Annotated in this window: 19 protein-coding genes; 11 read left to right on the forward strand and 8 right to left on the reverse strand. The window is 70.6% G+C overall.

The window, feature by feature from the left end:
* Positions 1 to 137: 137 nt before the first annotated feature.
* On the reverse strand, positions 138 to 437 hold the full coding sequence (locus tag SD455_RS15615; RefSeq protein WP_070158911.1) for a DUF4193 domain-containing protein: 300 nt from the start codon (positions 435 to 437) through the stop codon (positions 138 to 140).
* Between the two features lie 393 nt (positions 438 to 830).
* On the opposite strand from SD455_RS15615, the gene sepH reads away from it, so the two are divergent.
* Positions 831 to 2243 carry a septation protein SepH gene (sepH, locus tag SD455_RS15620; RefSeq protein WP_445508652.1) on the forward strand — a complete coding sequence of 471 codons (1413 nt, stop codon included), beginning with the start codon at positions 831 to 833 and terminating at the stop codon, positions 2241 to 2243.
* Positions 2244 to 2306: 63 nt separating this feature from the next.
* Here the strand turns inward: sepH and SD455_RS15625 are convergent, their stop codons facing one another.
* Together SD455_RS15625 and SD455_RS15630 are read right to left on the reverse strand one after the other, a co-directional pair.
* A complete protein-coding gene (locus tag SD455_RS15625; RefSeq protein ID WP_445508653.1) occupies positions 2307 to 3533 on the reverse strand; it encodes an alkaline phosphatase family protein in 1227 nt (408 codons plus the stop codon).
* A gap of 70 nt (positions 3534 to 3603) precedes the next feature.
* Positions 3604 to 4224 carry a DUF5998 family protein gene (locus tag SD455_RS15630; RefSeq protein WP_070162463.1) on the reverse strand — a complete coding sequence of 207 codons (621 nt, stop codon included), beginning with the start codon at positions 4222 to 4224 and terminating at the stop codon, positions 3604 to 3606.
* 61 nt (positions 4225 to 4285) lie between these two features.
* On the opposite strand from SD455_RS15630, the gene SD455_RS15635 reads away from it, so the two are divergent.
* Genes SD455_RS15635 through SD455_RS15645 form a run of 3 tightly spaced genes read left to right on the forward strand, consistent with a single transcriptional unit; the run spans position 4286 to position 9131 of the window.
* Positions 4286 to 5314 (forward strand): 3-oxoacyl-ACP synthase III, encoded by a 1029-nt coding sequence (locus tag SD455_RS15635; RefSeq protein ID WP_311024376.1) that lies wholly within the window; start codon positions 4286 to 4288, stop codon positions 5312 to 5314.
* Entirely contained in the window at positions 5311 to 8088 is a 2778-nt protein-coding gene (locus SD455_RS15640) for an alpha/beta fold hydrolase (RefSeq protein WP_445508654.1), read from the forward strand. The genes SD455_RS15635 and SD455_RS15640 overlap by 4 nt, the downstream gene beginning before the upstream one ends.
* Positions 8085 to 9131, forward strand: coding sequence for an NAD-dependent epimerase/dehydratase family protein (locus SD455_RS15645; protein ID WP_311024378.1), 1047 nt, complete (start codon positions 8085 to 8087; stop codon positions 9129 to 9131). The genes SD455_RS15640 and SD455_RS15645 overlap by 4 nt, the downstream gene beginning before the upstream one ends.
* Before the next feature lie 79 nt (positions 9132 to 9210).
* Here the strand turns inward: SD455_RS15645 and SD455_RS15650 are convergent, their stop codons facing one another.
* Complete coding sequence (locus tag SD455_RS15650) at positions 9211 to 11130, reverse strand: ABC transporter ATP-binding protein (protein ID WP_311024379.1); 1920 nt, start codon at positions 11128 to 11130, stop codon at positions 9211 to 9213.
* 82 nt (positions 11131 to 11212) lie between these two features.
* On the opposite strand from SD455_RS15650, the gene SD455_RS15655 reads away from it, so the two are divergent.
* Complete coding sequence (locus tag SD455_RS15655; RefSeq protein WP_445508655.1) at positions 11213 to 11932, forward strand: TetR/AcrR family transcriptional regulator; 720 nt, start codon at positions 11213 to 11215, stop codon at positions 11930 to 11932.
* Between the two features lie 10 nt (positions 11933 to 11942).
* On the opposite strand, the gene SD455_RS15660 is transcribed toward SD455_RS15655, so the two are convergent.
* Positions 11943 to 14702: a GNAT family N-acetyltransferase gene (locus SD455_RS15660; protein ID WP_445508656.1), complete on the reverse strand. Its 2760-nt coding sequence runs from the start codon at positions 14700 to 14702 to the stop codon at positions 11943 to 11945.
* 110 nt (positions 14703 to 14812) lie between these two features.
* Here SD455_RS15660 and SD455_RS15665 point away from each other — a divergent pair, with 110 nt between their 5' ends.
* From SD455_RS15665 to SD455_RS15680, 4 genes are all read left to right on the forward strand, one after another.
* Positions 14813 to 17440, forward strand: a complete 2628-nt coding sequence (locus tag SD455_RS15665; RefSeq protein ID WP_445508657.1) for a DNA gyrase/topoisomerase IV subunit A — start codon at positions 14813 to 14815, stop codon at positions 17438 to 17440.
* Between the two features lie 154 nt (positions 17441 to 17594).
* Complete coding sequence (locus SD455_RS15670; RefSeq protein ID WP_445508658.1) at positions 17595 to 17939, forward strand: BlaI/MecI/CopY family transcriptional regulator; 345 nt, start codon at positions 17595 to 17597, stop codon at positions 17937 to 17939.
* Positions 17940 to 18014: 75 nt separating this feature from the next.
* On the forward strand, positions 18015 to 19040 hold the full coding sequence (locus tag SD455_RS15675; RefSeq protein ID WP_445508659.1) for a M56 family metallopeptidase: 1026 nt from the start codon (positions 18015 to 18017) through the stop codon (positions 19038 to 19040).
* Positions 19040 to 19453 carry a hypothetical protein gene (locus SD455_RS15680; protein ID WP_070162457.1) on the forward strand — a complete coding sequence of 138 codons (414 nt, stop codon included), beginning with the start codon at positions 19040 to 19042 and terminating at the stop codon, positions 19451 to 19453. Before SD455_RS15675 ends, SD455_RS15680 begins: the two co-directional genes overlap by 1 nt.
* A 25-nt stretch (positions 19454 to 19478) precedes the next feature.
* On the opposite strand, the gene SD455_RS15685 is transcribed toward SD455_RS15680, so the two are convergent.
* From SD455_RS15685 to SD455_RS15695, 3 genes are read right to left on the reverse strand one after another with little or no spacing between them, the layout of a single operon-like run.
* On the reverse strand, positions 19479 to 20390 hold the full coding sequence (locus tag SD455_RS15685; RefSeq protein ID WP_445508660.1) for an SURF1 family cytochrome oxidase biogenesis protein: 912 nt from the start codon (positions 20388 to 20390) through the stop codon (positions 19479 to 19481).
* Positions 20387 to 20650, reverse strand: a complete 264-nt coding sequence (locus SD455_RS15690; protein ID WP_311024387.1) for an acetone carboxylase — start codon at positions 20648 to 20650, stop codon at positions 20387 to 20389. Before SD455_RS15690 ends, SD455_RS15685 begins: the two co-directional genes overlap by 4 nt.
* Complete coding sequence (locus SD455_RS15695; RefSeq protein ID WP_445508661.1) at positions 20637 to 21074, reverse strand: DUF3099 domain-containing protein; 438 nt, start codon at positions 21072 to 21074, stop codon at positions 20637 to 20639. The genes SD455_RS15690 and SD455_RS15695 overlap by 14 nt, the downstream gene beginning before the upstream one ends.
* Positions 21075 to 21187: 113 nt before the next feature.
* Between SD455_RS15695 and fabG the strand changes: the two genes are divergently transcribed.
* Complete coding sequence (fabG, locus tag SD455_RS15700; protein WP_311024389.1) at positions 21188 to 21895, forward strand: 3-oxoacyl-ACP reductase FabG; 708 nt, start codon at positions 21188 to 21190, stop codon at positions 21893 to 21895.
* Between the two features lie 56 nt (positions 21896 to 21951).
* Entirely contained in the window at positions 21952 to 22716 is a 765-nt protein-coding gene (locus SD455_RS15705; protein ID WP_070162447.1) for an SDR family oxidoreductase, read from the forward strand.
* Positions 22717 to 22808 lie beyond the last annotated feature (92 nt).

Consider the following 22808-nt stretch of genomic DNA (forward strand, 5'->3'; position numbering starts at 1 on the left):
TTTGCCTAGCGCTCCGCGTCCCGCCCGGCCCCCCCCACCCCCCCCCCCCCCCCCCCGCCACCGGGGGCCCCCGTTCCGGACCATGGTCCGGAACGGGGCCTCCGTGCTGCGACGATGTGGCCGACCGAGATCGCCGTTCAGCTGTCGCAGTCCTTGCAGATGAACATCCCGTTCTCCTCGCGGGACACCTGGGACCGGTGGCGGACCAGGAAGCATTCGCCGCATGTGAACTCGTCAGACTGGGCGGGCAGCACCCGCACCTGCAGCTCCTCGTCGGAGAGGTCAGCGCCGGGGAGCTCGAACCCTTCGGCCGCCTCCGCCTCGTCTTCGTCCACGACGGCGGACTGGCGATTGGTCTGCTGATTCTTCAGTTCCTCGATGGAGTCTTCGTTGACGTCGTCGTCGTTCTTGCGCGGCGCATCGTAGTCGGTTGCCATGAGGGTCGCTCCACACTCCGAAAGTCGAATTCGAATCGCTCGGACACCAGCCTCCACCGGTCCCCCAAGCGCGATTTGTCGCACAGATTGTGTCGCATCGAGCCAGCTCCGCCAAATCGGCGGCGACACATTGAGCCGAGGGCGGACGACGGGCCGGCTCGGGGCCCCGAAACCGTCGCTGAGGCGGCGAGCCGGGGCCGCCCGGAGTCGGCGCCACGCAGCTCCTCACGGGCTCCGCGACCCCAAGGTTCAAGTTCCGCTGAACCGGGAGCGGGAGCTCCACGCCCTCCCCGCGCTACAGTGACCCCTGGACCAGTCCACCCGGAGGGCGGCGCGGCGCCGACCGCACCCGTCCCGAAGACTACTGCCGGCCACAGGCGGGAGGAAGCACAGATGCAGCAGCTGCGGATCATGGGCGTGACCGAGGACGACTCCGACGAACTGCTCGTCCTCGCCGACGACCAGGGTCAGGAGTTCGCCCTGCCCGTGGACGACGCGCTGCGCGCGGCCGTGGGACGGAAGTCCACCCGCCCGCCGCACCTCACGACGCGGGCCGAGGGCGCCCGGGCGCCCATGACGGTGCGGGAGGTGCAGGCCCGGCTCCGTGCAGGGGCCACCGTGGAGCAGATGGTCGCAGAGTCAGGCCTCGACCCGGCCCGAGTGGAACGCTACGCAGGGCCCGTCCAGGCCGAGCGCGCCTATGTCGCCGAACTGGCCCGCAGCACGGCGATCGCCCCGCCGTCCTCGGCCGAACAGCACCGGATCGCGTTCGGTGACGCCCCCGCCACCCTCGAAGCGATGGCGCTGGTCCGCCTGCGGTCCCTCGGCGTCGACCTGACCTCCCTGGCGTGGGACGCCTGGCGACGCCAGGACGGCAGCTGGCAGGTCGTCTGCTGGTTCTCCCCCGATGACGAAGCCGCCGCCCGCGCTCGTGTCGACGCCGAACCGCCCGCTGAATGGGTCTTCTCTCCGGAGTCTCGCCATCTGCGAGCGGTCGGTCCCTGGGCCCAGACGCTGAGCAGCCTCCCTCCGGAGACCGGCGCCCGCCGCGGTCCGCGGCGACTGACCGCAGTGGACGCCCCCTTCGACGTCGAGTCCGTGGCGGACTCGGCGGCGCAGCGATCGGATCGTGGCACCGGCAGGCCGGCGGCGACGACGCCGGCCCCGGTGCCCGCAGACCAGCAGGACACCTCGCCGCTGCCTTCCCGCTCTCCGGACGCCCCGGCAGGCCCCACGGGCGAAGGCGACGAGCATCAGGACCTCCTCGACGTCCTGCGCGCTCGGCGGGGTCGTCGGTTGGGCGCGGACGAGGACGCCGATGACAGGCTCGCCCTCATGCTCACGCGCGACGAACAGCCCAGCGGCCAGGACACGCCCCGACTGCGCGCGGTCGAGTCGGCGCAGACCGGTCAGGGGGAGGACGATCAGCAGGCTCCCCGCGACGATGAGCGCACGGAGTCCCCCGACATAGACAGCCCCGACGGCACCGACGCCTGGGGGTTCAGCTATGCCGACAGCGAGTCACCGGTCGACGTCGACTCCTCCGGTCCGGACCACGCGGCGGCGCAGGGCGCGCCCGACACCGCAGAGGGGGCCGGCGCCCCGGCGAAGGAGCCGACCCCCGGCGAGGATCCGGCATCGGCCGGATCCGCACAGAGCGACGACGACGCCGCCACCCGCCAGCGGGACGCCGGCAGCACCGAAGACGCCGCGCCCGCCCACGCCCCGAAGCCGAAGCGCTCCGGCTCCCGCCGCCCCAGCATGCCTCGCTGGGACGACATCCTCTTCGGCTCGAAGGGCGACTGACGACCGGCAGACGGTCGCACAGGGATCGGTCGCACAGGGATCCGTCGCACGTCCCCACGGGACTCAGCCGAAGGCGCGCCCGGTCAGCGAGAGCAGCGGGACCTTGACCTCCACGTCGGTCAGCGATCCGTGCTGGCCCACCATGGTCAGTGGATCCGGGCCCGTCCGGGCCACGTGATAGAGCGCGATCGGACCGTGCACGGCCACCAGGAGATCACCGATGCGGGGACGCACCCGGTCCTCCACGGGACCGAACCATCCCGCGTCCACCGCCTCGTCGCGCGTGGCGATCCACGCCTGGTCGCCGAAGCGCTCCTCCCACGCCTCATGCACCTGGCGGCGCACGGCGGCGGAAGCATGCTGATCGAAGTACAGATGCACGAACCGCGGCTCGCCGCCGGTGTGCCGGACGCCGCGCAGCAGCGCCTCCTCTGCGCTGAAGTCCAGCCGGCCCTCCGGGGCGATGTCCAGCATGCCGTGGTCTGCGGTCAGCAGCACCGAGAGCTGGTCGCCGAACCTCTCACGCAGCCGCGTGACGAACGTCTCGGCCTCCCGGTCCAGGCTCTCCAGCGCGCGCACCCACTCGGGTGAGTCCACCCCGTATCGGTGCCCGGTCTTGTCCAGTTCGTCCACGTAGAGATACATCAGCAGCGGCTGCGGAGACCCCTGGCGCACTCCCCCGGTGGCGGGACGATGACTGGTGATCGCATCAGCCGCCAACCGGAACCGCGCGTCCAGATGGGTGGCCCCGAGGAACTCACCTCCGGAGAGCACGGCCTGCGTCAGGGCGGAGTCGGCGAATTTGGGACGCGAGACGGTCAGCACCCGAGCGCCCGCACGCTCAGCGCGCCGCAGCACCGGCTCGTGGGGCTGCCAACGGGCCGGATCCACCGCGGGATCCCACCCGCCGAGCATGTTGACCACCCGGTCCAGCCACGGCGCGAGGACGTCGTAGCCGACCAGGCCGTGACGGCCCGGGGGTTCTCCCGTGCCCAAAGAGGCGATGGAGGCGGCGGTCGTCGCGGGGGCGGCGGCGTCCAGCACCCGTCCGGTGGCGCTGCTCCGCCATGCAGAGGCGAGGAACCGGGCGTGCCCGCTGTGCCGGGCGATGAGCTCGTCCCCCAGCCCGTCGACCATGAGGACCACGGTGAGGCTCGCCTCGGGCAGCCCGAGCCTGTCGAGGAATCCGTCAAGGCCGAGCGACGCCGCCGCCGAGGGCATCACGTGACGGATGTGGGCACCGTCATAGGCCGGGGCGAGGGCGGCCAGCTCACGGGCACGAGCGGTCATCAGGGTCTTCCTTCCGGAGTGGGCGGTGCGCTGCCGCGTCACCAGAGGGTCGGGTGCGGGAGGACGACGGTCAGCGGGCGTGACGCACACAGGCTCGACGCAGCGCCCGGACGAAGCTGCGGGCCTCCTCCACGGCGGTGTCTCCTTCGGCGGTGGCGGCGATGCGGAGCACGATGTCCTCGGGCACGACGGTGCCGTCGTCGCCGTGGTCAGCCATGCAGTCCGGGTCTCCGCAGTGCACCGGCGCCGTCTCGAAGCGCGCGCCGCCGGTCCAGTTCATGTTCAGCGTCACCTCCGCCAGTCCCCGCTCCGGACGGAAGCTCTCCGGGCGTCGGTGCACCTCGGAGAGGATCACCGAACGGATTCGGCTGACGGGGACGACCTCCGTGGAGATGCGCGCCACCGTGTCGGTCCGACCGGCGGTCCCGGCGTCGTCGGCCTCCACGTCGTGGTCGTCCAGATGGGCGACGACGATCACGTCCTCGGCCAGCGCCAGCACGGTGATGTGCCGGTGCACCTCCTCCATGTCGAAGTGGGTGTCCACATGGACGATCTGGTGCGTAGGCTCGCGGCCGTCCAGGGCGTCGGTCACCGTATGGTGCACAAGCGTGGGGTAGAAGCCGCCGCGCTCGATCGCCGCGCGCAGCGAGAGTGTCGAAGAGGGCGCGGAGTCGTCATGGCTGAAGGTCATGGAAACCATGCTAGCCCTCCCTCGATTCGCTAGCCCGGTTCACCTGCTGGATAATGGAGCGGTGCCAGGAAACGCGACTTTTCACCACCGCAACGCCGCCCTGCTGTCTGTGGCCGAGGTCCAAGCCCCGGTCCCTCTGACCTCCAAGGACATCGACCGCCGCCTGGCCGACGCCCTGAAGCGGCTGAAGCTCCCCCAGGGCCTCCTGCAGCGGGTCGCAGGCGTGAAGACCCGCCGCAACTGGGAGAAGGCGGGAGACGTGCGCGCCGGCACTGTGGAGGCCGGGCGTCGGGCCCTCCAGGCCGCCGGCGTCCCCGCAGCCGACGTCTCGGTGATGATCAACACCTCGGTGACCCGCGAGCATCTCGAGCCCTCCGTCGCCGTGGGAGTCCACCACGACCTGGGTCTGCCCAGCTCCGCGATGAACTTCGACATCACCAACGCCTGCCTGGGCTTCGTCAATGCGATGACCCTGGCCAGCTCCATGATCGACGCCGGGCAGGCGACCTATGTGCTGATCGTCAACGGCGAGGACGCCAAGAAGGTCCAGGACGCGACCGTGGAGCGCATCAGCAGCCTCGAATCGATGGTCAGCCGCGAGGACTTCATGTCGGAGTTCGCGTCCCTGACCCTGGGCTCCGGCGCGGCGGCGGCGGTCGTGGGCCCTGCCGACCGGCACCCCGAGGGGCACCGGATCGTCGGTGGTGTGACTCGGGCCGCGACCCAGCACCACGGCCTGTGCGTCGGTGACCATCGCGGCATGTTCACTGACTCCCGCGGCCTGCTCGACGGCGGCCTCGAGCTCGTCATGGATGCCTGGCAGGACGCCAAGGAGCACTTCGACTGGGATGCCATGGACGCCTACGTGACCCACCAGGTGTCGTCACTGCACACCGCGTCGATCATCAAGGCCGCCAAGCTCGACAAGAAGCGCGTCCCGGTGACCTATCCCGAGCTGGGCAACGTGGGGCCCGCCTCGCTGCCGATCACCCTGGCTCGAGAGTCCGCCTCCCTGTCCTCCGGTTCCCGGGTGCTCTGCATGGGCGTCGGCTCCGGACTCAACACGGCGATGCTGGAGATCATCTGGTGAGGGCTCCCCGGATCCGACACCGCCCGCTGCCCGCAGCACCCGCCCAGCTGCCGCCGAAGGGGCTGCCGGGGCTCGATCCTGCCTGGTCACGGCTGGTGGCGGCCAGGACCGTCGACGGCACCCGTACCTTCCACGTCCTGGACACCGGCCCGATCCTGGCTGCCCGGGGCATCCCCGTGCGGGGCACGATCCTGGCCGTCCACGGCAACCCGACCTGGTCCTACCTGTGGCGAGGGCTCGTCGCGGAGTCGCTGCGACAGGCAGAGGCCGACACCGCCGGCGGGTGGCGCATCATCGCGCCCGACCAGCTGGACATGGGCTACTCCGAGCGCCTGTGCCACGCCGGCGCCCCGCGCACCCTGACGGGCGCGGATCCGGACGAATGCGGATATCGCCGGATGGCGCAGCGGCTCGACGACCTGGACGCCCTGATGGACGCCCTCGACGTCGACACGGCCCTTCCTCTGGTGACGCTGGGCCACGACTGGGGCGGCGTCATCTCCCTGGGCTGGGCCACGCGCCATCCCTACGACGTCGACGCCGCCGCGACGCTGAACACCGCAGTGGACCATCCGGTGGACGAGCCCGTGCCGGCCGCGCTCCGCGCGGCCACCGCACCGGGCCTGCTGAGCGCCTCCACCGTGGAGACCCGAGGGTTCCTCGGGGTCACGCTGTCCCTGGCGGAAGGGCGCCTCGACCGTGAGGTCCATGCCGCCTACTCGGCCCCGTACCGGAGCCGCGATCGGCGCGGGGGCATCGGCGGGTTCGTGGCGGACATCCCCGCCTCCGCAGACCACGTCTCCCGCGGGACGCTGGAGGAGGTCTCCTCGGCCCTGACCCGATGGGACAAGCCCACGCTGCTGCTCTGGGGGCCGAAGGACCCGGTCTTCCAAGAACGTCATCTGGCGGATCTGCAGGAGCGCATCCCCCATGCCGACCTGCACCGCTTCGAGGGTGCCGGCCACCTGGTGGCGGAGGACCGAGACATCGCAGCACCGCTGCTGACCTGGCTCGGCGGCATGGACCGGCGCGACGGACGTCTCCGTCCGGAGGACTCGACCCGCCGCTCCCCCGCCCCGGCCGCTGCGGTGCACGGTCTGCACGCTCAGCTTGAGGAGATGACGGCGAGCTGGCGGCGGAATTCCCCCGCAGTGGTGGACATGACCTCCCAGGACCCGAGGGCGCTCAGCTGGCAGGAGCTCTCCTCGCAGATCGACGCGCTCGCTCGCGGGCTCAGCGAACTCGGCGTCTCCCGGGGCGACAGGGTGTCCCTGCTGGTCCCGCCCGGCAACGACCTGACCGTGGTGCTCTACGCCTGCCTGCGCATCGGGGCGGTGGCCGTCGTCGCCGACGCAGGCCTCGGCGTGAGGGGCATGACGCGGGCCGCCCGCAGCGCGCGGCCGGACTGGATCATCGGCGCCACCCCCGGCCTGGCCCTGGCCCGGACCTTCGGCTGGCCCGGTCGGCGGATCAGCGTCCAGGCGCTCTCCCACCGTCAGGCACGCCTGCTCGGCACCGTGGCCTCGGTGGAGCGGCTGCTGCGCAGCCACGTGGGAGCCTCTCCGGACGTCCCCCACCCGGCCCCCGAGGACGAGGCGGCGGTGCTGTTCACCTCCGGCTCCACCGGACCGGCCAAGGGCGTGGTGTACACCCACGGACGGCTCGCCGCCCTCGTGGCGCTGCTGCGGCGCCAGTTCAACGTGACGCCCGGCTCGTCGCTGATCGCCGGTTTCGCGCCGTTCGCGCTGCTCGGCCCGGCCATCGGAGCCACCTCGGTGACCCCGGACATGTCGGTGACACGGCCTGCCACGCTCACCGCTGACGCCGTCGCTCAGGCGGCGATGACGGGTGAGGCCACGATGTTCTTCGGCTCCCCCGCGGCGCTGCGCAACGTCGTGGCGACCGCACCCGAGCTCCAGGCGGACCAGCGAGCCGCCCTGGGACGGATCTCACTGGTCCTCTCGGCCGGGGCACCGGTCCATCCGGATCTGCTGGACGCCGTCCAGGAGCTCTTCCCCTCCGCAGAGATCCATACGCCCTATGGCATGACCGAGGGGCTCCTGCAGGCGGACATCGACCGTGACGGAGTGCATGAGGCGATGGCCACCGGACAGAGCGGAGTATGCGTGGGCCAGCCTGTGGCGGGCGTGCGGCTGGCCCTGGCGCCGCTCGATCCCGCAGGCCGTCCGGCGGAGGAGCTCACCGTGCTGGACGACCCCGTCCAGCCCGCCGCCGTCGGCGTCCTCTCCGAGATCGTCGTCTCAGCCGCGCATCTGAAGGCCGGCTACGACCGGCTCTGGCAGACGGACCGGGCCAGCAGTCGGGACACCGCCGAAGGCCTTCTGTGGCACCGCACCCACGACGTCGGCCATGTCGACTCCTCAGGGCGCCTGTGGATCGAGGGGCGCCTGCAGCACGTGATCACCACCCCCGATGGTCCGGTGGGCCCCGGCACGGTGGAGACCCCGGTGGACGCCCTCGACGAGGTGACCCGCAGCGCCGCCGTCGGCGTCGGGCCGTCCGGCACCCAGGCCGTCGTCGTCATCGTGGAGCCGGACGGTCCGGACCGGCCCCTGCGTACCGGTCGGTCCCCGCTGGCCTCGCCGGAGTTCGCCTCCGCAGTGCGCCATGCCGCCGGTGACGTCCCGGTCTCGGCCGTGCTCGTCCTCGACGAACTGCCCACCGACATCCGCCACAATTCGAAGATCGACCGCACCCGTCTAGCCCTCTGGGCCGAGAAGGCTCTGACCGGGAGGAGGCCCGGCACTCCGTGAGTGAGACCACCCCCTCAGCTCCGCGTCCCGCCGAGATCCTGCCCGGCTCCCGGGTCCTGCTCACCGGCGCCTCCGGGCTGCTCGGCGGAAGCGTCGCCCGACGACTGGCGCAGGACGGCTATGAGGTGACCACCCTGCAGCGCAGCGCCTCGGGACTCGACGAGGTCCGTGACGTGCGTGGCTCGCTGACCGACCACGCCCTGGTGGCCCAGGCGATGGCCGGTCAGGACGCCGTCATCCACATGGCGGCCAAGGTGTCGGTCTCGGGCCGCCGCCAAGACTTCGTCGACGTCAACATCCACGGCACCGAGAACATCCTCGACGCGGCCGAGGCCGCCGGCGTGGAGCATCTGCTGCATGTCTCGTCTCCGTCGGTCGCCCATGCCGGCACCTCCCTGGTCGGGGAAGGCGCCGGAGACCCCGACCCGACCGCGGTCCTCGGTCACTATGCCCGCACCAAAGCTGAGGCCGAGCTGCTGGTCCAGGCGCGTGCGGCGGCGGGCATGAAGGTGCTGGTCATCCGTCCGCACCTGATCTGGGGCCCCGGGGACGGCCAGCTGACCCGCCGCGTGGTCGACCGCGCCCGCTCCGGCCGTCTGCCGCTGTTGGGCTCGGGCGCGGCCCTGGTGGACACCCTCTACATCGACAACGCGGTGGACGCCTTCGCCGCCGGGCTGCGTCGGCTGCCTCAGATCCACGGCCGCCGACTGGTGCTGACCAACGGCGAACCGCGACCGATCGGCGAGCTCCTGATGGGCATCGCGGAGGCGGGCGGCGCGCGTCGTCCGCGGCTCCGCGTGGCCCCGGCGGTGGCGAAGGCGGCCGGACTGGCCGTGGAGAAGATCTGGGGCCTGGCGGAACGGGTCGCCGGTGACCTCGACGACGAACCTCCGATGACGAAGTTCCTGGCGGAGCAGCTCTCCACCGCCCACTGGTTCGACCAGCGGGAGACCCGGGCGGCCCTCGACTGGACCCCGGCGATCAGCATCGACGACGGCCTGGCCCTCCTGGCGGAGCACGTCCGCCGCACCGGCGGAGTCTGAGCCCACCGGCGCGGCCTCCGACTCAGGAGCTCGCGCTGGAACACCGCGCAGGAACGCCGCGCTGGAACACCCCGCAGGGTCACCCCACCGGAGTCTCCATCCGCAGGGCCGCCACCAGGCTGCGGTACAGCTGGGAGCTGGTCAGCAGCTGCCCGTGGGTGCCCTCATCGACGATGCGCCCTCCGTCCATCACGAGGATGCGGTCCGCGTCGACCACGGTCGAGAGCCGGTGGGCGATGGTCACGACGGCGGCATGGCGGGCGTGCGTGGCGATGGTCTCCTGCACGGCGGCCTCCGTGACGCCGTCGACCTGAGCGGTGGCCTCGTCGAGCAGCAGCACCGCCGGATCCACCAGCAGCGCCCGGGCCAGGGCGATCCGCTGACGCTGCCCTCCAGAGACGTTGGTGTCCGTCAGTGCCGTGTCCAGCCCGTGCGGCAGGCGGGAGACCATGTCCTCGAGCTGCAGCCGCCGCAGCACCTGCTGCAGCTGGTGCTCGTCTGCCTCGGGTGCGGAGAACAGCAGGTTCTCCCGAATCGTCCCGGGCACGACGGGAGTCTCCTGCTCCACGTAGGCGAAGGCCGAGCGCACCAGGGCCGGGCTGAGCTGCCCGTAGGGCGTGCCGCGCAGTCTGAGCTCTCCCTCCTCGGGCTCCAGGAACCGCATCATCAGCGACAGCAGCGTCGTCTTCCCGGCCCCGGAGGGGCCGACGAGCGCCACGTGGCCCGTCGCCGGGACCCGCAGATCGATGCCCTGGACCGCCACCGGACCGTCCTGCGCATAGCGGGCGGTCACTCCTGCCAGCTCCAGCACGGGCCGGGATGCGGTCTCCGAGTCGCTGCTCTCCGTTGCCGCCGGTGCCTCTGGACCGGCGTCTCCAGGTGGTGGCCCTCCCCTGCCCGAGCGGGGGTCCGGGGCTGGGACGCCGAAGTCGTCGTGGCCCGGCCCCGTCACGGCGCCCGAGCCTCGTGCCACTCCCTCCACGACGCGGAGGTCGGCTCGCCGGTCCTCCACGGGCATCGCGTCCACCTGGCTGATCCGTCCGGCGGCGGCCAGGCCGGACTGCAGCGTGGTGAGGTTCTGGGTGAGCTCCATCAGCGGCCCGGTCAGTCCCCAGACATAGAGCAGGAACGCCACGAGCGTGGAGACACCGATGTGGCCTTCGGAGACGCGCCAGGCTCCCAGCGCGAGCACCATGATGAGGGCGCCGTCGAGTCCGACTCCCGCGACCGTCCAGGCTCCCGCCTGGATCTTCACGGAACGCAGGCTGTGCCGTCGGGAGGAGCCCACGTGGCGCATCAGCGACTCGTAGCGGCGTCCTTCGGCCCGCGAGGACTTCACCGTCTTGATGGCCCGCACCGTGCCCTCCAGGTCGGATCCGAGGTCACCCAGGGCGGCCTGGGCCTTCTCCTCCACCGTGGCGATGCGCGGCATGAGCACGGCGAAGATCACCAGCACGACCGCCAGAGCGGCGAGTGTGGTGCCCAGCAGCACCAGGTCCAGGCGCGCCATCAGCAGCAGGGAGCCGAGGATCATGATGGCGCCGTTGATCAGCCCGATGATGGCGGTCGAGGCCGCCTGGTTGAGCAGCACCGTGTCCGAGGTGACCCTGGTGACGAGCTCCCCGGGACTGCGCCGCAGGAGCTCGAAGACGCGGGACCCCAGGTATCGGAGGATCATGCGTCGGCGGGCGTCGTAGACGATGTCCTCGGCCAGCCGCCCCAGGAGGACCCACTGGCACCAGCCAAGACCGGCGCCGAGCAGGAGCAGACCGACCAGCACCAGGACGGGATCCCGCAGCGAGGCGTCCACCGCGAGGCTGTCCAGCACCCATTTGGTGACCATCGGGCTCGCCAGCCCCATGGCCGAGACGGCGAGCGAGAGCAGCAGCCCGAGTCCCAGGACCTTCAGATGCGGTCGCGCGAAGGACCACAGGACCTTCATGCGGACTGAGGACGAGGCCTCGGGCTCGACCGACGCCTCCACTGTTGATTCATTCATGACACCTAGTGAGACATAAGTGTCGCACTTTCGTCAATACTTGTGGCACATCAGGGCTGTTCACTCCTGTACGCTGGGTCCCATGCAGGAGATCGACAGCGCCGCGTCCCCAGCCCCCGGAACCGAGCGGGAGATGGAGGCCGAGGAGGACGCCAGCCCCGCAGAGCCGGGACCGGAAGAGCCGGGACCGGATCGCGCTCACTCCTCATCAGGACCCCTCGCCCCGCCGAGTCCGGCCGCGCAGCGCACCCGCCGGGCCATACTGCTCGCCGCCGTCGAGGTCCTGTCCGTGAACCCCGGAGCCGCCCTCAGCGATGTGGCGGACACGGCCGGCGTCTCTCGGAGCACCTTGCATCGTCACTTCACGGACCGTGCCGCTCTACGTGCCGCCGTGGACGCTCTGGCGGAGGAGCAATGGACGGAGGCGGTCCGTGTGGCGCGGCTGGACCAGGGATCGGGCTTCGAGGCCTTCCGTCGCCTCTGCGGTGAACTGATCAGCCGCATCGACACCCTGGCCTGGTGGATGGCCTCCGACGAGCCCGATCAGGACACGTCCGGCGACTGCGAGGCGCCCGCTGAATCCGCCGAGGATGCGGAGATCGCCGCGGCGCTGCGCCGTGGGCATCGGGACGGCACCATCGATCCGACCCTCAGCCCCGAATGGGTCAGCAACATCACCTGGGCGACGCTCTACGCCATCCGCTTCATCCCGGCCCAGGGCGGGATGAGCCCCTTCGAGGCGCGCCAGCAGGGCCTGCGGACCCTCCTGAAGTCCGTCGCCGCCGACCCCTCGGCCGTCTGAACCGGGGCCCTCACCACCGGCTGATGGCTCGGCGCGCCGAGTCGGTGCGCTGCTGCGGATTGGCGATGTCGATGGTCGCATGCAGGATGCTGACGCCTTCCTCCGCGACCAGCAGGGGCGCGATCTCCAGCGCGGCGACCTGGGGGTGGTTGTCCTTGAGCATGGCCACCCGCTGCAGGGTCTCCTCCACCGCAGTGATGTCCACCGGCGGCAGACCACGATGCCCCGTGAGCTTCTGCGCGGCACGCGGCCGACGGACCAGAGATCTGAGATCTTTGTCGGTCAGCGGCGGGACGGCATGGGCCCAGTCGTCCAGGAGGTCCACTGCGTCACCGGAGATCCCGAAGGACACCACGGGACCCATGAGCGGATCCTCCAGGGCCCGGACCCTGCACCCCTGTCCGATGGGGGCCATCGCCTGGACCTCGAGGCCCGGTGCGCCGAGACCCTCCAGCTGAGCACGCATGTCCGCCACGGTGCGGCGCAGCATGTCGGCGTCGCTGATGTTGAGCCGCACGCCCCCGAGATCCAGGCGGTGCCGCAGCGAGTCAGTGGTGGCCTTGACCGCCACCGGCCAGCCGAGCCGTTCCGCGGCCGCGACCGCCTCCTCCGGCGTCGTGAAAGGGACCGACGGCATCACTGAGAGCCCATAGTGACCCAGCAGCTCCGCGGCCTGTTCGGCCTCGAGCCGATGCAGGGCGGTCCCGGAGACGGATTCCGCGAGCCAGCCCTCGAGGAGCTCGTCGACGGTGCGCGAGACGGTGGAGCCTTCCAGACCGGAAGGCGTCCAGGGCTCGCCGATCCCCTCCTGCCGCCATCGCTGGTAGCGCACGATCTTGCCCAGAGCGGCCACCGAGCGGGCGGGTGAGGAATAGACGGGGACGCCCTGCTGCAGCGCGCCGGTCTCCATGACCGGCGCGGCGGCGGCCAGGTGGTTCAGCGGCACATCGTCCTCCAGGACCCCGATGAGCGAGACGACCACGGGCTTGGGATGCTGCCGAGCGGTGTCGAGGATCACCCGGGAATGATCCTGGTGCTCGCCGGCGACGGTCGGCTGGAGGCACAGCGCGACGGCGTCCACCTCCTCGGCTCCCAGCAGCGCGTCGAGCGCCTTCCGCAGCTTATCCTCCGCCTCACGTCGGGTCCCGTCGAGGTCAAGCCCCGACTCCGTCCGTACGGCCTGAAGCCCGTGGGACTGGGCGGCGTCCGCCAGCACCCGGCCCATCGAGGCGGAGTTCGACAGGATGCCCAGACGCGGCCCGGCGGGAAGCGGCTGGCTGGCCAGGATCTGCAGCACGTCCATGAGCGAATCATGGTTGCCGACCTGGATGACGCCGGAGTGCTCGAGCATGGAGTCCACGGCCCCCCGCGGAGTCAGCGTGGTGCGCACGTCATGGCCGGGCGGCAGCCGACGGCCTGTGACGTCGGATGTGGCGACGACCACCGGCTTCGTCAGCGACAGCCGCCGGGCGATGCGAGAGAACTTGCGGGGGTTCCCGAAGCTCTCCAGGTAGATCCCGACAGCTCGCGTCGCCTCGTCGTCCTCGAAGCGCTGCATGGCGTCGTTCCCGGAGAGGTCCGCGCGGTTGCCCGCCGAGATCACCGAGGACAGCCCGACCTGCCGTCGATGGGCCGCGGCGTACAGCGACACTCCGATCGAGGCCGACTGGCTGAAGAGCCCGACCCCGCCGCGCAAGGGCATCGTCGGGGACAGGGAGGCGTTGAGCGAGATGTCGGGGTCGGTGTTGATCAGGCCCACAGAGGCCGGCCCGATCACCCGCATCCCCCACCCGCGGGCCAGCCGAACGAGCTCCCGCTGATCGAGGACGGCGCCGGATGCCCGAGACCCTCCGGCGCCCTCGGCCTCGAGCCCCGCGGTCACCACCAGCAGTCCCTTGACCCCGTGCCGACCGCAGTCCGCCACCACCTCGGCCAGCCGCTCCGGAGGCACCGCCACGACCGCCAGATCGACGTCCTGCTTGATGTGCTCCAGCGAGGCGTACGCCTCCGTGCCGCCGACCTCGAAGGCGTCCGGGTTCACGGCGTGGACGCCTCCGGTGAACCGCCCCTCTACGAGGTTGTGCACCAGGTGATACCCCACCGAGCCGTACTCGCGGGAGGCGCCGATGACCGCCACCTGGGACGGCGTCAGCAGCTCGGCGACGCTGCGGGACTCGGCGCGATGCTCCCGCGCCTCCATCACGGCGCGGGACTTCTCCGTCGGGTCGATGGGGAACTCGAGGACGACCACGCCGTCTTCGAACCGCCGCTGCACCTCATAGCCGGCCTCGGAGAAGACGGCCAACATCTTGCGGTTCTCCGGCAGGACCTCCGCGGAGAACCGCTCCAGGCTACGCTCCCGGCCGGCTGCCGCCAGATGCTCCAGAAGGATCGACCCCAGACCTCTGCCCTGATGGGCGTCGGAGATGTGGAACGAGACCTCGGCCTCCCGGGTGCCGTCGATGCGGTCGTAGCCGCCGACGCCGATGATCTCCTGATCGCCGGACGGGCTGGCCAGCAGGATCACCATCGCCACCCGGTCGACGTGGTCCACCTGGGTGAAGCGTCGCAGCTCCTTCTCCGTCAGTGAGGACTTGTAGGTGAAGTACCGCAGATAGATGGACGACTCCGACTGGGCCGCATGCATGCGCTGCAGCCGCTCGGCATCGTCAGCCCCGATCGGGCGCAGGTGGGCCGCGGCGCCGTCCCGCAGGACGACATCTGCCTCCCAGTGGCCCGGATATCCGCCGGTTTCTGCTGGTTCACCCATAGGATCAAGACTACGAGAACTTCCGGCCGGCAGGCATGGACCGCTCTGACGGACGCCTGCGCAGGCCCTGCCGACCCTCACGACCCCGACGAAGGACACCTTCCGCGCCCATGGCCCGCCGTTCGACTTCCAGCTCCCCGCGCTCCGGCCCCGAGCAGCCCCCGGTGACCCCGGAGGACCACATCGTCGACATCGACGTCTCGGCGGAGATGGAGACCTCGTTCCTGGAGTACGCCTATTCGGTGATCTACTCGCGGGCTCTGCCGGACGCCCGCGACGGACTGAAGCCGGTGCAGCGGCGGATCCTGTACATGATGTCCCAGATGGGGCTGCGCCCCGAGAAGGGCCATGTGAAGTCCGCCCGCGTGGTGGGCGAGGTGATGGGAAAGCTGCACCCCCATGGGGACGCCGCCATCTACGACGCCCTGGTCCGCATGGCCCAGTCCTTCTCGCTGCGACTGCCCCTGGTGGACGGCCACGGCAACTTCGGGTCCCTCGACGACGGCCCGGCGGCTCCCCGCTACACCGAAGCCCGTATGACGGCGGCCGCGGTGTCGATGACCACCGATCTGGACGAGGACGTCGTCGACTTCGAGCCGAACTATGACAATCAGCTGACCCAGCCTTCGGTGCTGCCCAGCGCCTTCCCCAACCTGCTGGTCAACGGCGCCTCGGGGATCGCCGTGGGCATGGCGACGAACATGGCTCCGCACAACCTGCGTGAGGTGGTCGCGGGGGCGCGGCATCTGATCATGTACCCCGAGGCCACGCTCGAGGACATCATGGTCCACATCCCCGGCCCTGACCTTCCCTCGGGCGGTCGGATCGTGGGACTGGACGGCATCCGGGACGCCTACCGCACAGGTCGCGGCTCCTTCAAGACCCGCGCGACGGTCTCCATCGAGCAGGTCTCTCCGCGCAAGACGGGGATCGTCGTCACGGAGCTGCCCTACATGGTGGGTCCGGAGAAGATCATCGAGAAGATCAAGGACGCGGTCCAGTCCAAGCGCCTGGCCGGCATCTCCGACGTCCTGGACCTGACCGACCGCAAGCACGGCCTGCGGATGATCATCGAGCTCAAGGCCGGGTTCAACCCCCAGGCGGTGCTGGCGCAGCTGTACAAGCTCACCCCGATGGAGGACTCCTTCGGGATCAACAACGTGGCCCTGGTGGACGGCCAGCCGCGCACACTGGGCCTGCTGGAGATGCTCCAGGTCTACGTGGACCACCGCATCTCCGTGGTGCGTCGGCGCACGGCCTATCGACTGGCGAAGCGCCAGGACCGCCTCCATCTGGTGGAGGGCCTGCTGATCGCGATCCTCGACATCGACGAGGTCATCCAGATCATCCGCGCCGCCGAGGACACCGGCACCGCCCGAGAGCGCCTGATGACGATCTTCGACCTCACCCAGCCGCAGGCTGAGCACATCCTGGAGCTTCGGCTGCGGCAGCTGACCCGCTACTCGACGCTGGAGCTGGAGCAGGAGAAGCAGCGCCTCGAGGAGGAGATCGCCGAGCTTCAGGCGATCCTGGACTCCGAGCAGCGGCTGCGGGAGGCGGTGGCCGACGAGCTGGCCCAGGTGGCCGAGGCCCACGGCGACGACCGCCGTACCCAGCTGGTGGAGTCCGAGACCCTGGAGGCCCCGGCTCCCGCGGCGAAGGTGGCCTCGCCCGATGAGGCGGTCACCGCCATGCAGATCGCCGACTCCCCGTGCTGGGCTCTGCTGTCGACCTCGGGGCAGCTGGCCCGCACCACGGACCGCTCCGGACTGGTCCATCCGACTCGTCGCGGGCGTCATGACGCGCTGACGTCCATGGTCCCCACCTCAGCCCGTGGGGAGATCGGCGCCATCACCTCGGCAGGACGGATGATCCGGGTGCCGGTGGTGGACATGCCCGCCGTGGACGTCGCCTCCGGCACGGTGAATCTCAACCAGGGTGTCAAGGTCAAGGATTTCCTGGCGCTGGAGCGCAAAGAGGACCTGATCGCCTTCGTGCCCCTGGACGAGGTCGTCGCCCTCGGGACGGCCGCGGGGCGGGTCAAACGGGTCAACCCGGACTATCCGCTGAACCGGGACGAGTGGGAGGTCGTCGCGCTGAAGGGCAAGGACCGCGTCGTCGGCGCCCAGGCGGCCCCTGCTGATGACGACCAGCTGGTGTTCATCACTGCGGGGGCGCAGATGCTGCACTACGACGCCGCACTGGTGCGTCCCCAGGGCAGGACCGCCGCCGGGATGGCAGGGATCAAGGTCGCCGACGGCGATGAGGTCATCAGCTTCACGGTCGTGCCCGGCGCGGGAGTGCCGGACGAGGACGGGCAGGTCGCGGAGGACCTGGCGGGCTGGACCCCGGTGGTGGTGACCGTCGCCGCCGGACAGGAGCCGCTGGAGGGCTTCGAGGACGGCAGCGTGAAGGTGACCGAGTTCTCCGAGTTCCCGGCCAAGGGGCGCGCGACCGCCGGCGTCCGTGCCCATCGTTTTCTCCGCGGCGAAGACCACCTGCGCCTGGCGTGGGCAGGTCTGGGCCCGGCGATGGGCGCGGCGAAGAACGGCTCGGCCCGTGTGCTGCCGGCGGAGACGGCCCGACGCGACGGCTCCGGGATCCCGCTGGAGCGCACGGTCGATGCGGTGGCCTCCAGCCCGGAGGCCCTCACCCGCGTGGCCGGCGCACGCCTGTCGGCCGGCTCCGTGGACGGCGCCGAGGACGGCTCCGTGGACTCCGGGGCCGCCGGGGACTGACGCACGGTGGCGTCTCATCATGTGACACGCCATTACTACAGGTTGTAGAAATCACGGTCCCACCAGGAGTATCGTGGAAAGGCACCCTGCAGCGGGCTGAGCAGACTCGCTCCGCCTGTCAGGACACCCCATCACCGGCAAGGAGATCCACCGCATGGCCACCCTCGGCGACCTCGAGCGTTCAGTCATGAGCCTGCTCTGGGACAGCGCAGAGTCCCTCAGCGCCAATGACGTGCGGGATCGACTGGACGAGGACCTGGCGGTCACCACGGTGCTGACGGTCCTCGCGCGCCTGGAGAAGAAGAACATGGTCACCCGGGAGCGCTCCAGCCGTCCGCACCTCTACGCGGCCGCGGCCAGCCGCGAGGAGCACACGGTGGAGATGCTCAATGAGGTGCTCGGCACCGCCTCCGACCGTGAGGCCGTGCTCGCCCGCTTCATCGGTGGGATCTCCGACTCGGAGGCCACCGCTCTGCGTCGGATCCTCAGGTCCTCCTGAACCGCTCCACCGCGGAGACCTCCTCGTCGCCGTCGTCGCCCCGGTCCGATGTGGACGTGCCCGTAGACTGGTGCTGTGACCTCGCTGGCCCTCTTCCTCGCCGTGCTGGCGTTCCTGCTGGCCGTACCGATCCCCCGGCTGCTCAGCCGGGCCCGTTTCCGCGCACGCTCTCCCTGTGCCGCCATGCTCCTGTGGCAGGCGATCGCTCTGGCCGGGGGTCTCGCGCTCATCGGAGCGCCTCTGGTCTACGGGCTGTCGCCCTTCGGCGGATCGCTCCATGAATCCGTGGCGGAGGTCCTGAAGCTGCTGCGCGCCGCCGACTTCACGGCGCTGGAGGACCTGCATGTGCTCCCCACCCATGTGTTCGCCCTGTGCCTGGCGGTCATGCTGGGCACCCACCTGCTGCTCACGCTGCTGCGCACCTACGTCAGGGTCCTGGGTTCGCGACGCCGGCACCGGGATCTCGTGAGGCTGCTGTCCACACCGCTGGACGAGCGCAGAGGCGCCACCACAGCACCGAATGCGACGGCCGTGGATGAGGCCCATGTCATCGAGGCCGAGGCGCCCTTGGCCTACTGTCTGCCCGGACGCACGCACGCAAGTTCGGTCACGGTGCTCTCCCGCGGGCTGCTCGACCAGCTCTCCGATGCGGAGCTCGCCGCCGTCGTCGCTCACGAGCAGACTCACCTGCACCAACGGCACCATCTGCTCACCATGGCCTTCGACGCCTGGTACCGGGCGCTGCCCTGGCTGCCCACTACCCGCTACGGCCGGGAAGCGGTCCTCGAGCTCACGGAGATGCTCGCCGACGACGGCGCCATGCAGCACCATTCCAGGGACGACCTCCTGCGCTCTCTGGCCCTGAGCACCCCGGAGATGTCCCTGATCGACGACGCGGACGCGGACGGACCTCGCGGCCTGCCAGAGCTCGATGCGGCCCAGGGCGCGACCGCCGGCGCCGGCGCCGCGGTGATCACCACGGAGCGGCTCAAGCGCCTGCTCGTGCCCCCGCCGGCGCTTCCACGCACCGCCCAGGCCGCGATCGCGGCAGCCGCTGCCGGGCTTCTGACGGTGCCCACCGCCCTGCTGCTGGTGATCTGATGCACCGCTTCTCGTCTGCTCGACTTCGCTCGGGCACGGTGCTCTACCGGGAGAGGATGCCGCTGACGGCGATGCCCTGGGTCCTGCTGACCATGGCGGCCGCCCTACTCTACGGCACGTGGAGCGGAGTGGTGGACCGAGCAGAGCCGGTGTGGGTCGCTCTCGGGTGGGCGGCCCTGACCGCGGGAGCCATCGGGGTCCTGTTCCTGTCCATCTGGGCACTTCCGGTGATCGGCGAGGGCAAGCGGGTCCAGGTCGACGAGACCGGGGAGATTCCTGAGGCTCTGCTGATCGAGGATCTCCGGGCCGTCCGCCGGGGCAGCCGACGTCCCTGCTGGGCCGTGCAGGCGCCGCGCACCGACAACCTGCATGAGTCGCTGCGCACCGCCCGGCGCCAGCACAGGGGCTGCTGAGGGGCTGCCGAAGCGCCCGAACCGGTCAGCGTGAGCCCAGCCGTTCGTCCACCCACGCGTCCTCGACGTCTTCGTCGCTGGCGCGACCGGCCCGCTCCCGACGACGCCGGCGGGCCTCGCGCAGACGCTCCTGACGGGAGACCCCTGAGGACGCCGTCCCGGCTGCCCGTTCCTTCCCGTCCTCCTCTTCGGCGATCACGTCGAGATCCCGATTGCGGGCCGTCAGTCGGGCCGCGTATCCCCAGCCGACGAAGCCGAGCAGCCCGAACGCGTACCACTGCATGGAGTAGGACAGGTGCGGGCCCTCGTCCAGCTCAGGCCGGGCCAGCTGGCGCGGCTGCTGGTCGGGGGCCGGATCCTCTCCGGCCATGAGCCCGTAGGCGCCGGTCACGAGATCGTAGCCGAGCTGCGTCTCGTACTCGTCGAGGTCGATGGAGGCGAGCTGGCCGTCCGGGGCGTCCCGGTCGATGTCCGGCTCGCCCGGCTTCAGCCGCACCGTCACCTCGGCCTCTCCCCGCGGCGGCTCCGGCATATAGGCGGGCCGAGAGGCATCGGTGCTGTCGGTCGGCAGCCAGCCGCGGCTGATCACGACGACGTCGCCGTCGTGGGTGCGGAAGGGCACCACCTGCTCATAGCCGACGGACCCGCTGTGACCGCGGTTGCGCACCAGCCGGACGTGGTCGGAGAGATATTCGCCGCGCAAAGTGGTCACGGTCCATTCGTCGTCGGCCTCCGGAGACCGGTACAGTTCGCGCACCTCGGCATAGGGCACTGGGTCCTCGTCATAGTTGGCGACGACCCTGTTGATGTCCTCCATAGCCTGCTCCCGGCGGTCCAGCTGCCACTGTCCCAGGAACACACAGGCCACAGCGAAGCCCACGCACACGGCCAGCCAGCCCAGCCACGTGGGAGTCAGCAGGAATCGGTACCGGCTCATGTCGCGGACTCCTCAGTGTCGCCGCCGGTCAGGGGCACCGTGCTGCGCCAGAACAGACGCTGGGCCAGGAAGTTCTCCAGCCATGCCCGGTGCTCGTCACAGGCCAGCCAGACCTTCCGTCGCTGCTCGTCGTGGATCTTGGGGTTGTTCCACAGGATCTGCCAGACGGCGGCGGACCGGCACCCCTTGCGGGAGCACTGCGGCGTCTCCGGACCGGAGGCCTCCCCGGCCTGTCCGCCCAGCGAGCTAAGAACGTCCATCGTCTCCTGCATCCCGCACGACTTCACCTTCGATGATCTGCACCTGCCCCTCGGCGCCCCCCTGATGGCCCTCGGCACGGTCAGGGTCCCCTGCCGCGGCCTGATCATCCGCATCTCTTCCGGGGCCCCGGCCGTCCCCCAGCTGCGCCGAGCCGGCAGGCAGACCGCGCATCCCGCCCACCGTCTCGGCATCCCGACTGCGGAAGTACCGGTCCGTGCCCGCATTGGCCACGGTGACCGCGATGTAGGGCAGCACGACAGCCAGCGCGAGGAAGACCCAGGTCATCCAGTTCTGCACGACGACGGCCAGCACGAAGCACACGGCACGGATGCCCATGGAGATCGCGTAGCGCACCATGCGCCCGTGCTGCTCCTCGCTGTGACGCTGGGGAGCATCCGTGATGGACTGGACAGGTTCGTTCACCGCTCCATTCTAGTGCGCGGACCTGGACGCCCACCGGCGATGTGACGAGACGGTCACCGTGTGCCTGACATAGGCTGGTGGGCAGTTGTGACCATTTTGACGACGGGAGACCCATGAGCGGACGCAGCGTACTGATCACCGGAGGCAACCGCGGCATCGGCCGCGCCATCGCCGAGGAGTTCATCGCGGCCGGAGACAAGGTCGCGGTGACAACCCGGACCGGCGAAGCCCCGGAGGGCGCGCTGGGGGTGGCCGCGGACGTCACCGACGCCGCCTCGATCGATGCGGCGTTCACCGCCGTCGAGGAGGCCCACGGACCTGTGGAGGTGCTGGTCGCCAACGCCGGCATCACCCGGGACACCCTGCTGCTGCGGATGTCCGAAGATGACTTCACGGACGTGGTGGACACCAACCTCACCGGAGCATTCCGCGTGCTCAAGCGTGCGTCCAAAGGCATGCTGCGCCTGCGCAAGGGCCGCGTGGTGCTGATCTCCTCCGTGGTCGGCCTCTACGGCTCCCCCGGTCAGATCAACTACGCATCCTCCAAGGCCGGGCTGGTGGGCATGGCACGGTCCCTCACCCGGGAGCTCGGCGGACGGGGCATCACCGCCAACGTGGTGGCGCCCGGGTTCGTGCGCTCGGACATGACCGACGCGCTCGACGAGGACACCCAGAAGAAGTATCTGGAGAACATCCCCGCCGGCCGTTTCGCCGAGACCGACGAAGTCGCTCGGGTGGTGCGCTGGCTGTCCTCCGAGGACGCCGGCTACATCTCCGGCGCGGTGATCCCCGTCGACGGCGGACTCGGTATGGGCCACTGAGCCCCGGTGCTCCGCAGCCGACCCCCGTCACCCAGTACAGAAGGAGACCATTGACCATGACTGAGACCCAGGACCTCGCCGGCACCGGCGCCATCATCACCGGCTCGTCCCGCGGCATCGGTGCGGCCACTGCTCAGCTGATCGCAGCCCGCGGAGCGGGTGTGGTGATCAACTACCGGCAGAAGGCCCCCCGCGCGAAGAAGGTCGTCGCACAGATCGACGAGGCCGGCGGCCGTGCCGTGGCCGTCGGTGCGGACCTCACCGAAGCCGCGGGTGCCAAGAGCCTCGTGGACGCCGCCGTGGAGAACTTCGGCTCCCTGGACCTGCTGATCCTCAACGCCTCCGGCGGCATGGAGTCAGACCGGGGCGAGGACTACGCCCTGAAGCTCAACCGTGACGCCCAGGTCCAGATGCTCCGCGCCGCGCTCGACGTCATGCCTCGCGGTGCCCAGGTGGTCTTCGTGACCAGCCACCAGGCGCACTTCATCAATGAGACCGCCACCATGGACGCCTACGAGCCGGTGGCCCGCTCCAAGCGCGCCGGTGAGGACGCCCTGGTGGCGATGATCCCTGAGCTGGACGAGAAGGGGATCACGCTGACCATCGTCTCCGGGGACATGATCGAAGGCACGATCACCGCGACGCTGCTCGAGCGTGCCGAGCCCGGTGCGATCGACGCCCGCCGGGAAGCCGCCGGCAAGCTGTACTCCGTGGAGGAGTTCGCTGCGGAGATCGCCTCGACGGTGAATCGGGACGGTCTCGCCCAGGGCCACGTGGAGCTCGTCGGAGGCGCGGAGGACTTCCTCAGCCGGCAGGGCTGAGCCTCCACTGCCCCATACTCCGCACCGGGAGACACAGCACAGGGCCGGGGGGGGCCGGGGGTGGGGGGGCCCCGCCCCCACCGGAGCGCCCC

The organism is Nesterenkonia sp. K-15-9-6, from assembly GCF_052656005.1.

What these genes read in the sequence shown, in the direction of transcription:
- SD455_RS15615 (WP_070158911.1), bottom strand. Translation starts at nt 437, where the DNA reads ATGGCAACCGACTACGATGCGCCGCGCAAGAACGACGACGACGTCAAC.
- sepH (WP_445508652.1), top strand. Translation starts at nt 831, where the DNA reads ATGCAGCAGCTGCGGATCATGGGCGTGACCGAGGACGACTCCGACGAA.
- SD455_RS15625 (WP_445508653.1), bottom strand. Translation starts at nt 3,533, where the DNA reads ATGACCGCTCGTGCCCGTGAGCTGGCCGCCCTCGCCCCGGCCTATGAC.
- SD455_RS15630 (WP_070162463.1), bottom strand. Translation starts at nt 4,224, where the DNA reads ATGACCTTCAGCCATGACGACTCCGCGCCCTCTTCGACACTCTCGCTG.
- SD455_RS15650 (WP_311024379.1), bottom strand. Translation starts at nt 11,130, where the DNA reads ATGAATGAATCAACAGTGGAGGCGTCGGTCGAGCCCGAGGCCTCGTCC.
- SD455_RS15655 (WP_445508655.1), top strand. Translation starts at nt 11,213, where the DNA reads ATGCAGGAGATCGACAGCGCCGCGTCCCCAGCCCCCGGAACCGAGCGG.
- SD455_RS15660 (WP_445508656.1), bottom strand. Translation starts at nt 14,702, where the DNA reads ATGGGTGAACCAGCAGAAACCGGCGGATATCCGGGCCACTGGGAGGCA.
- SD455_RS15665 (WP_445508657.1), top strand. Translation starts at nt 14,813, where the DNA reads ATGGCCCGCCGTTCGACTTCCAGCTCCCCGCGCTCCGGCCCCGAGCAG.
- SD455_RS15670 (WP_445508658.1), top strand. Translation starts at nt 17,595, where the DNA reads ATGGCCACCCTCGGCGACCTCGAGCGTTCAGTCATGAGCCTGCTCTGG.
- SD455_RS15680 (WP_070162457.1), top strand. Translation starts at nt 19,040, where the DNA reads ATGCACCGCTTCTCGTCTGCTCGACTTCGCTCGGGCACGGTGCTCTAC.
- SD455_RS15685 (WP_445508660.1), bottom strand. Translation starts at nt 20,390, where the DNA reads ATGAGCCGGTACCGATTCCTGCTGACTCCCACGTGGCTGGGCTGGCTG.
- SD455_RS15690 (WP_311024387.1), bottom strand. Translation starts at nt 20,650, where the DNA reads ATGGACGTTCTTAGCTCGCTGGGCGGACAGGCCGGGGAGGCCTCCGGT.
- fabG (WP_311024389.1), top strand. Translation starts at nt 21,188, where the DNA reads ATGAGCGGACGCAGCGTACTGATCACCGGAGGCAACCGCGGCATCGGC.
- SD455_RS15705 (WP_070162447.1), top strand. Translation starts at nt 21,952, where the DNA reads ATGACTGAGACCCAGGACCTCGCCGGCACCGGCGCCATCATCACCGGC.